The sequence below is a fragment of the Actinomadura sp. KC345 genome (assembly GCF_004348515.1).
In the GTDB taxonomy this organism is placed as follows: domain Bacteria; phylum Actinomycetota; class Actinomycetes; order Streptosporangiales; family Streptosporangiaceae; genus Spirillospora.
In genome coordinates this window covers 36,452-45,765 of the sequence record NZ_SMKH01000025.1, presented here as the reverse complement: position 1 = coordinate 45,765, position 9,314 = coordinate 36,452, and the positions used below count along the sequence as shown (strand labels likewise).

Here is a 9,314-nt window from a genome sequence, read left to right as displayed (position 1 = left end):
GGATCTCAAGGGGCAGGAGATCGCGAAGGCCGCCGACATCCCCGTCGGCGGCGGGAAGGTGTACGGCGACGACAAGGTCGTGGTGACCCAGCCGAGCGAGGGCGTGTTCAAGGCGTTCACGGCGGTCTGCCCGCATCAGGGCTGCACGGTCGGCAGCGTGCGGAACGGGCTGATCAACTGCGCCTGCCACGGCAGCGAGTTCAAGGTCGCGGACGGCTCGGTGCAGAAGGGCCCCGCGGAGGAGCCGCTGCGGGAGTACCCCGTCCAGGTCCGCAACGGCGGCATCGTCGTCACCTGAGCACGGTCACCCGGCGAATTGGTTCTGGTTTGAACCATCGCGGTCGCGCATCCGTGCTCCCTGGTGACACACAGGAACCGAATGAGGTCACCGGAGGGGTGCACATGCCACAGGAGTCCGAGACGCGGGTGGACGAAGCGGAGCAGGCGCCGGGGGACACGCCGGCCGGGGGCAACACCCGCCGGGGCGTCCTCCTCGGTGCGGGGCTCGCGGGCATCGCCGGGCTGGCGGCGGCGTGCGGCGGGTCCGACGACGGCGGTGACACCGGCGGCTCCGGCGGCGGGGACTCCGGCGGCGGAGGCGCCGGCGCAGGCGGGGCCCTCGCGTCCGCCAGTGAGATCCCGGTCGGCGGCGGCAGGGTCTTCGAGGACGCGAAGGTCGTGGTGTGCCAGCCGGCGCAGGGCGAGTTCAAGGCGTACTCCGCGGCGTGCACGCACAAGGGGTGCAGCGTCGACTCGGTGTCGGGAGGCATGATCAACTGCCCCTGCCACGGCAGCAAGTTCAAGATCGCCGACGGGTCGGTGGCGAGCCCGCCGGCGGACAAGCCCCTGGAGGAGAGGCAGATCACCGTCCAGGGCGACCAGATCATGCTCGCCTGAGCGTCCCGGTGCACGGCGGGCCGTCCCGGTCCGGGGCGGCCCGCCGGTCCGGGCGGGAACGGTGCTCGCGGACGTGGAGATCTCCGTCACCCCGGGACGGGACGCGCGGGCGCGCGGCGTGTCGGTACGGCCCACTAGGCTTCTGAGCGTGGCAGATCCGGCGACCTACCGACCCGCACCGGGCTCCATACCGGAGTCCCCCGGGGTGTACCGATTCCGCGACGAGCACGGCCGGGTCATCTACGTTGGCAAGGCCAAGAGCCTGCGCCAGCGCCTGAACTCCTACTTCGCCGACTTCGCCGCCCTGCACCCCCGCACGCAGACGATGGTGCAGACCGCCGCCCGGGTCGACTGGACCGTCGTCGGCACCGAGGTCGAGGCGCTCCAGCTCGAATACTCCTGGATCAAGGAGTTCGACCCGCGGTTCAACGTCCGCTACCGCGACGACAAGTCCTATCCGTATCTGGCCGTCACCCTGAACGAGGAGTTCCCGAGGGTGATGGTGATGCGCGGTGCCAAGCGCAAGGGCGTGCGCTACTTCGGGCCGTACTCCCACGCGTGGGCGATCCGGGAGACGGTCGACCAGCTGCTGCGCGTGTTCCCGGTCCGGACGTGCAGCGCCGGCGTGTTCAAGCGGCAGCACCAGCTCGACCGGCCCTGCCTGCTCGGCTACATCGGCAAGTGCTCGGCGCCGTGCGTCGGCCGCGTCTCCCCGGAGGAGCACCGCCTCCTCGCCGAGGACTTCTGCGACTTCATGGCGGGCCACACCACCCGCTTCACCAGGCGCCTCGAACGCGACATGCGCGAGGCCGCCGCGTCCCAGGAGTACGAGCGCGCCGCCCGGCTCCGCGACGACATCCGCGCCCTGGAACGCGCCCTGGAGAAGCAGACGGTCGTCCTCGCCGACTCCACCGACTGCGACATGATCGCCTTCGCCGAGGACGAGCTGGAGGCGGCCGTCCAGGTCTTCTACGTGCGCGGCGGGCGCATCCGCGGGCAGCGCGGCTGGGTGGTCGACAAGGTGGAGGACGTCACCACCTCCGACCTGGTCGAGCACTTCCTCATCCAGATCTACAGCGAGAGCGAGTCGGTGCCGCGCGAGGTGCTCGTCCCCGCGCTGCCGCCGGACGAGGACGCCATGGCCGAGCTGCTGTCCGAGCAGCGCGGCGGGCCCGTCCGGGTGCGCGTCCCGCAGCGCGGCGACAAGAAGTCCCTGCTGGAGACCGTCGCCCGCAACGCGCACGAGGCGCTCAAGCAGCACAAGACGCGCCGCGCGTCCGACCTGACCACCCGCAGCCGGGCGCTGCAGGAGATCCAGGAATCGCTGGAACTGGACGACGCGCCCCTGCGCATCGAGTGCTACGACGTCTCCAACCTGCAGGGCACGAACGTGGTCGCGTCCATGGTCGTGTTCGAGGACGGCCTCGCCCGCAAGAGCGAGTACCGCCGGTTCACGATCAAGGCCGTCGAGGGGCAGGACGACGTCCGCTCCATCCACGAGGTCATCACCCGCAGGTTCAAGCGCTACCTCGCCGAGAGCGAGAAGATGGGCGAGCTCGATCACTTGGGCGACCCCGACGAGGATGGCGCCCACCAGCCGATCGACCCGGAGACCGGCAGGCCGCGCAAGTTCGCCTACCCGCCCAACCTGGTGATCGTCGACGGCGGGCCGCCGCAGGCGGCCGCCGCGCAGCGGGCGCTGAACGAGCTGGGCGTCGACGACATCGCGGTCTGCGGGATCGCCAAGCGGCTGGAGGAGCTGTGGCTGCCCGGCGAGGACGACCCGGTGATCCTGCCGCGCAACAGCGAGGGCATGTTCCTCGTGCAGCGGGTCCGCGACGAGGCGCACCGCTTCGCCGTCACCTTCCACCGGCAGCGGCGGTCCAGGTCCATGACGGTGAGCGAACTCGATAACGTTCCGGGTCTGGGCCCGGCGCGCCGCGCGGCGCTGCTGAAACACTTCGGCTCGGTGAAGCGGCTGAAGGACGCGACGCCCGAGCAGGTCGCCGAGGTCCCGGGGATCGGCATGCGCAGCGCCGAGGGAATCGTCGCGGCGCTGCACGGCGCCGCCGCCCCGCCCGGGAACTCCGGCGGGGACTCCCGGGACCGGGACGGCGGCGCGGGCACGGGCGGAGACGGGGAGCACAGGGGGAGACGGCCATGACCACTGAGACGAAGATTCCGGACATCGTGATAGTCACCGGCATGTCCGGGGCGGGCCGCAGCACCGCGGCCAAGTCCCTGGAGGACCTCGACTGGTTCGTGGTCGACAACCTGCCGCCCGGGCTGCTGGCGACGATGGCCGACCTCGGCGGCCGGGTGAAGGACGCCGTCCCCCGCATCGCCGTCGTCGTCGACGTCCGCAGCCGCGCCTTCACCGAGGACCTGCACTCCTCGATCGCCGAGCTGGAGGCGCGGGGCGTCCACCCGCGCGTGGTGTTCCTGGAGGCCGGCGACGACGACCTCGTGCGCCGCTTCGAGAGCGTCCGGCGCCCCCACCCGCTGCAGGACGACGGGCGCCTCGTCGACGGCATCGCGCGGGAGCGCGAGCTGGTCCGCGAGGTCCGCGCCGAGGCCGACCTGGTGATCGACACCAGCGGGCTCAACGTGCACGAGCTGCGCAACAAGATCATCGGTTTCTTCGGCAACGACACCGGCGAGTCGAGCCTGCGCGCGACCGTCGTGTCGTTCGGCTACAAGTACGGCCTGCCCGTCGACGCCGACCTCGTCGTCGACTGCCGGTTCCTGCCGAACCCGCACTGGGTGCCCGAGCTGAGGCCGAAGACGGGCCGCGACACCGCGGTCCGCGACTACGTCCTCGGCCAGCCCGGCGCCAAGGAGTTCCTGGACGCCTACGCCGAGGTCCTGCGGCTTCTCGCCGGCGGGTACGAGCGCGAGGGCAAGCACTACGTGACCCTCGCCGTGGGATGTACCGGCGGCAAACACCGTAGTGTGGCCATGGCGGAGCAGATCGCCGCCCGGCTGCGGGACGAGGGCATCGAGGTCCAGGTCGCCCACCGTGACCTCGGCCGCGAGTGATCCCCGGACGAGGAGAGTAACGGCACGGTGAAGCCCCACGGCCCGAAGGTCGTCGCGCTCGGCGGCGGCCACGGCCTCTACGCCTCGCTGTCGGCCCTGCGCCGCGTCACCGACCGGCTGACCGCGATCGTCACCGTCGCCGACGACGGCGGATCGAGCGGGCGGCTCCGCCGTGAGCTGGGCGTGCTCCCGCCCGGCGACCTGCGCATGGCGCTGGCCGCCCTGTGCGGTGACGACGAGTGGGGGCAGACCTGGCGGGACGTGGTGCAGCACCGCTTCGGCAGCGAGGGCGACCTGCGCGGCCACGCCGTCGGCAACCTCCTCATCGTCGCCCTGTGGGAACTGCTCGGCGAGGTGGCGCCGGACGCCGCGGGCGGGCCGGGCTCCACCGTCGCCGGCCTCGACTGGGTCGGCCGGCTCCTCGGCGCGCACGGCCGGGTCCTGCCGATGGCCGCCGTCCCGATGGACATCGTCGCCGAGGTCCGCGGCGCCGACCCGTCCCGCCCCGACGAGGTCACCCACGTCAAAGGGCAGGTCGCGTGCGCCCGGACGCCCGGCAGCGTCCTCGGGGTGTCCCTCGTCCCCGCCGATCCGCCCGCGTGCCCCGAGGCCCTGGCCGCCGTCGAGGACGCCGACTGGATCGTGTTCGGCCCCGGCTCCTGGTTCACGAGCGTCCTGCCCCACCTCAAGGTGCCCGCGCTGGCCCGCGCCCTCACCTCCTCCCGCGCCCGCCGCGTGGTCGCGTTGAACCTCGCGCCGCAGCCCGGCGAGACCGACGACTTCTCCCCCCAGACCCACCTGGAGGTCCTGCGCGCCCACGCGCCCGGCCTCAGCGTGGACGTCGTCCTCGCGGACGGCGGTGTGGTGGACGATCCCGCGGCCCTCGACAAGGCCGTCCAGGAGATCGGCGGGCGCCTCGTCCTCGCCGACGTCGCCGCCGACGACGGCTCGCCGCGTCATGAACCCGCCCGTCTGGCCCAAGCCTTCGTACAGATATTCACCGACTGACGACCCGCGGGGCCGGGATCGGCCAGACTGCTGGGAGTCCGATAGGGGGAGGGGTTCATCAGATGGCGATGACCGGTGTGGTCAAGGACGAGCTGAGCAGGCTCACGGTCATGAAGCCGTGCTGCCGCAAGGCCGAGGTCTCGACGCTGCTGCGCTTCGCGGGGGGTCTGCACCTGGTCAGCGGGCGGATCGTGATCGAGGCCGAAATCGACACCGGCGTCGCGGCACGGCGCCTGATCAAGGACATCGCGGAGGTGTTCGGGCACACCTCCGAGGTCGTCGTGCTCGCCCCGAGCGGCCTGCGCAAGGGCAACCGCTACGTCGTCCGCGTCTTCCGCGACGGCGAGTCGCTCGCCCGGCAGACCGGCCTCATCGACAACAACGGCCGGCCCGTCCGCGGCCTGCCCCGGCACGTCGTCGCGGGCGCGGCATGCGATGCCGAGTCCGCCTGGCGCGGCGCGTTCCTGGCGCACGGCTCGCTCACCGAGCCCGGCCGGTCCATGTCCCTTGAGGTGACCTGCCCCGGCCCCGAGGCGGCGCTCGCCCTGGTCGGCGCCGCCCGGCGCCTCAAGATCCATGCCAAGGCGCGCGAGGTCCGCGGGGTGGACCGCGTCGTCGTCCGCGACGGCGACGCCATCAGCGCGCTGCTCACCCGCCTCGGCGCCCACGACAGCGTCCTCGCCTGGGAGGAGCGCCGCATGCGCCGCGAGGTCCGCGCCACCGCCAACCGGCTGGCCAACTTCGACGACGCCAACCTGCGCCGCTCGGCCCGCGCGGCCGTCGCCGCCGGCGCCCGCGTCGCCCGCGCCCTGGAGATCCTCGGCGAGGACGCGCCCGAGCACCTCGTCAGCGCGGGCCGCCTCCGGCTGGAGCACAAGCAGGCGTCCCTGGAGGAGCTCGGCCAGCTCTCCGACCCGCCGCTCACCAAGGACGCCATCGCCGGCCGCATCCGCCGCCTCCTCGCCATGGCCGACAAGCGCGCCGGGGACCAGGGCATCCCCGGCACCGACGCCAACCTGACCGCCGACATGCTCGCGCCGTAACGGTTCAGTCGGTCCTGTTCAGATCGCCTCTCAGCACCCTGTGGATCAGGTCGTCGCGGAGCTGGCCGTAGCCGGTCTCGGCCCAGACGCTCTCGGACGGGTCGGCCTCGTAGTAGGGGACGTCGCGGCCGTCGCGGTGGTCCAGGAGGACGTCCGGGGTCTGCTTCCGGCGCGTCGTGCGGGCGCAGGCGCGGCACGTCTGGATGTGCAGGCGCTTGCGGGAGCCGATGGGGCGCCAGTCGAGCTTGGTCGTGGCGTCCCCGTGCAGGGGGTTGAAGAAGCACAGGGGCATCGGGGGGATCTCCGGCTTGCCCTTCGCGACCGCCTGGGCCGAGGCGAGGGCGTCGCGGCCCTGGTCCAGCAGGACGAGGACGCCGGCGAGGTCGGGGACGCCGCGGGCCGAGTCCAGGGTCTTGCCCGCGGCCTGGTAGGCGTCCAGGGCCCGGGTCGTCAGGGTGCGGGCCCGCTCGTCCGCGGTGGGGGTGCTGCTCTCGTCGAGGAGTTCACCGAACGCGATGACCTCGCGGGAGGCCTGCTCGCGGAGCTGGTCCTCGCTGGCCCGGCTCGCGGTGGCGAACACCGTCCGGGGCATCAGGAGGCCGTCGCCCTCGCGGCTGACGGCCGCCATGCGGCGGCGCCGCCACAGCACGAGGCCCGCGACACCGGCCGCGGCGACACCGGCGGCGCCCAGGGGGAGAGCGAGGCCGCCGCCGTCGTCGTCCGGCGCGGCCCCGCCGTCCCTCTCACGGATCCGCTCGACCCGCCTGCTCAGCTCTTCGGAGACGCGCTTGTACTCCCGGGTGCCCGTCCCCGAGACGATCAAGTCGGCGATGCGGGACAGGCGGACGGCCAGCGGCGCGCCGTCCATGGCGCGGTCGAACCTGACGGCGCGGGCGGCGTCGGCGGCCTGGTACTCGCCGCCCCACTCGTGGGCGGCCAGGTCCTGGACGTCGTCGTCGAAGGTGATGAAGATGCCGTCGCGGCCCAGCCGGTCGTGGACGACGGTCGCCAGCTGCTCGCCGCCGGTCCAGATGCCGCCCTCGACCAGCGGGACCAGCACGACGAAGACGGGCGCCGGAACCTTCTCGAACTTGGCGATGAGCCTGCGCCGCTCCGCGCGGGGGAGCGCGGACTCCAGCGACGGGTCGACGTGGATCGGGGAGCGGCGGAGCGCGGCGGCCAGCCGCTCGCCGGGGGACGGTTCAGTCAACACCGAGATACCTCATCACACGGGGAAGGAACTTCGTGCCGGCGGCGCCCCACGCCTCGTCCCGCCACACGCCGGGGACCGCGGTGTGGGGGCGGCGGCCGCCCGGCCCGGGGACCCGGAGGAGGTTCGCGACGGTCAGCCCGCCTCGCTTGTCGAGCTCCCCGCAGGCCGCGCAGAGGGGACACGGCCTGGGCAGGCGGCCGTCGACCTTCGGGACGTGCCTGCGCACGGTGGACTCGCCGTGCAGCGGGTTCACCACGCAGGGCGGGGGAGGCGACGCGGTGTCCCGGAACAGGGCGATGCACCCCTGGCGGGCGAGGACGATCGCGCCGACGAGGTCGATGGCGCGGTTCTCGTCGTCCTTGGCGTCGTCGTAGAGGATCTGGGCGGCGTCGTAGGCGGACACGGCGTAGGGGCGTCCGCCCTCGGCGTCGGCCGTGGCGAGCAGGCGGCGAAGCCGCTCCAGTTCCCTGGCGCCCTGGCGGCGCAACCGGCGCATGCCGGGTTTGGTCCCGGTCCAGTTGTGCCTCAGGACCCTCCGCCTGTCCCGGGGGGCGCCGCGGATTCCCAGCAGGGCGAGGACGCCGAGGCCGAGCCAGTACAGCAGCGGGGCGGCGATCGGCCCGGCCAGGAGAAGACCGGTGAAAAAGGGGGCCTGGATCTCGGGGTCGCTCGCGGTGAAGGTGTTCTCCTCCCCGAACGGCTCCGGGGTGGAGTACAGGGTCGGCATGGTGGGGGACGCCGGAGGAGCCGCGGCGTAGGCGTTCAACCGCTCGGTGATCCGTTCCGCGAGCCCCTCGAACGGACGCTTGGTGTCGGCGGGCTTCCAGCTTCCCGGCCCGTTCTCCTCCTCGTCCAGCATGGAGTACCTGTACCGGCGCGGGACACGGAACGCCTCCGATTCCATGTAGCCGCGCGAATCGACCATCACGTACAGCCCGTCGCGCTTGGCGCGCTCCTGGACGGCGAACAGGAACGGCTCGGCGCGCCCCTGCGACTCCGAGTCGGTCGGGTTCGGGATGACGACGACATAGGCGGGGACGCCGAGCCGCCGTGCGGTCACGCCGATGGCCCGCTCGACCCGGTCGCGCTCGGACTCGTCCAGAGCGTTGCCGACATCGGGGTCGACGAACAGGGGACTCTTCCCGAGGGCGGCCGCGACCCTGTTCACGCGGTCGTCGGCGTGCGGGGGGTCGTCCGCGGCCGCGGCGGCGCCCGGCCACACGGCCAGGGCCGTGAGGACGACGACGCAGAGGAGCGCCTGGACGCCGGCCCGCCTCATCGGCGCCCCTTGTTCTTCGACTTCTTGCCCGCCTGCTTGCCGCCCACCTGCTTGCTGCTCGTCTGCTTGCCCTTCGCCGGTTTCTTCTGCGCAGGTCTCTTCTCGGCCTGCTTCCTCTTGGTCTGCTGCGGGCTCGCCCGGCGGGTGCGGCGGCGGATCAGGAGGGCCAGGAAGGGGACGCCGCTGAGCGCGGCGCCCCCGCCGAACACGCCCCACTCCACGTACGTCGCCCGGCGGTCCGCGGCGTCGTCGGCGTCCAGCCTCTTGCGGACCTCCGACTTCGGCCTGGGGCCCTTCGCGTCGGCGCGTTCCTCCGCCTTGCCCGACAGCGCGATGTCGACGAACCGCGCGACCTGTTCGGGCGCGGGCGCGTCGTAGGGCAGTTCCAGCTGAGTGGCCCGCCAGGCCTGCTCGACCGGCAGGCGCCGGGCGCTGCCGAACTGGCGCACGGCCGCGTCGCCTACGGACGGGGAGAACACGAGGTAGATCCCGTCCTCGCGCATCCGGTCGCGCAGGAGCGCGATGAGGTCCGCGGCGGTGGCGCCACCGCGGCCGAGGTCGGTGGTGGGGGTCACCGCGACGAACGCGGGCACGCCGAGCCGGGCGACGGACGCCTTGATCCGCTCGGCGGCGTCGGGCGGCAGCACGCGCGGGGCGTGGTCGGTGACGTAGACGGGGTTCCGGCGCAGTTCCGCCGCGAGGTGGTCGGCGCGGCTCACCGGTTCGGCACGCTCCAACGCGGCGGCCGGGGTGGTGAGCAGGCACGCGAGCGCCCCCGTCATGATCAGGACAAACCGCGCGCGCCACATGGACCGGGATTGTAGTGATGATCCGC

At 73.1% G+C, this 9,314-nt stretch carries 9 protein-coding genes; 6 read left to right on the top strand and 3 right to left on the bottom strand.

The annotated features are described in order from the left end of the window. From E1281_RS06865 to whiA, 6 genes are all read left to right on the top strand, one after another. Nucleotides 1-298, top strand: a 298-nt coding sequence (locus E1281_RS06865; protein WP_131876298.1) for a Rieske (2Fe-2S) protein, incomplete at its 5' end; no start/stop codon positions are given. A 104-nt stretch (nt 299-402) separates the two neighbouring features. After that, nucleotides 403-897 (top strand): Rieske (2Fe-2S) protein, encoded by a 495-nt coding sequence (locus E1281_RS06860; protein WP_131876297.1) that lies wholly within the window; start codon nt 403-405, stop codon nt 895-897. 148 nt (nt 898-1,045) lie between these two features. Then, nucleotides 1,046-3,061 (top strand): excinuclease ABC subunit UvrC, encoded by a 2,016-nt coding sequence (gene uvrC / locus E1281_RS06855; protein WP_131876296.1) that lies wholly within the window; start codon nt 1,046-1,048, stop codon nt 3,059-3,061. After that, entirely contained in the window at nt 3,058-3,936 is an 879-nt protein-coding gene (gene rapZ, locus E1281_RS06850) for an RNase adapter RapZ (protein ID WP_131876295.1), read from the top strand. The genes uvrC and rapZ overlap by 4 nt, the downstream gene beginning before the upstream one ends. A gap of 27 nt (nt 3,937-3,963) precedes the next feature. After that, entirely contained in the window at nt 3,964-4,944 is a 981-nt protein-coding gene (yvcK, locus tag E1281_RS06845; RefSeq protein WP_131876294.1) for a uridine diphosphate-N-acetylglucosamine-binding protein YvcK, read from the top strand. Between the two features lie 62 nt (nt 4,945-5,006). Beyond that, nucleotides 5,007-5,987 carry a DNA-binding protein WhiA gene (whiA, locus tag E1281_RS06840; RefSeq protein ID WP_131876293.1) on the top strand — a complete coding sequence of 327 codons (981 nt, stop codon included), beginning with the start codon at nt 5,007-5,009 and terminating at the stop codon, nt 5,985-5,987. A 4-nt stretch (nt 5,988-5,991) separates the two neighbouring features. Here the strand turns inward: whiA and E1281_RS06835 are convergent, their stop codons facing one another. From E1281_RS06835 to E1281_RS06825, 3 genes are read right to left on the bottom strand one after another with little or no spacing between them, the layout of a single operon-like run. Further along, complete coding sequence (locus E1281_RS06835) at nt 5,992-7,200, bottom strand: hypothetical protein (protein ID WP_131876292.1); 1,209 nt, start codon at nt 7,198-7,200, stop codon at nt 5,992-5,994. Then, nucleotides 7,190-8,479, bottom strand: a complete 1,290-nt coding sequence (locus tag E1281_RS06830; protein WP_131876291.1) for a hypothetical protein — start codon at nt 8,477-8,479, stop codon at nt 7,190-7,192. Before E1281_RS06830 ends, E1281_RS06835 begins: the two co-directional genes overlap by 11 nt. Continuing rightward, nucleotides 8,476-9,288 (bottom strand): hypothetical protein, encoded by an 813-nt coding sequence (locus E1281_RS06825; protein ID WP_131876290.1) that lies wholly within the window; start codon nt 9,286-9,288, stop codon nt 8,476-8,478. Before E1281_RS06825 ends, E1281_RS06830 begins: the two co-directional genes overlap by 4 nt. Nucleotides 9,289-9,314 lie beyond the last annotated feature (26 nt).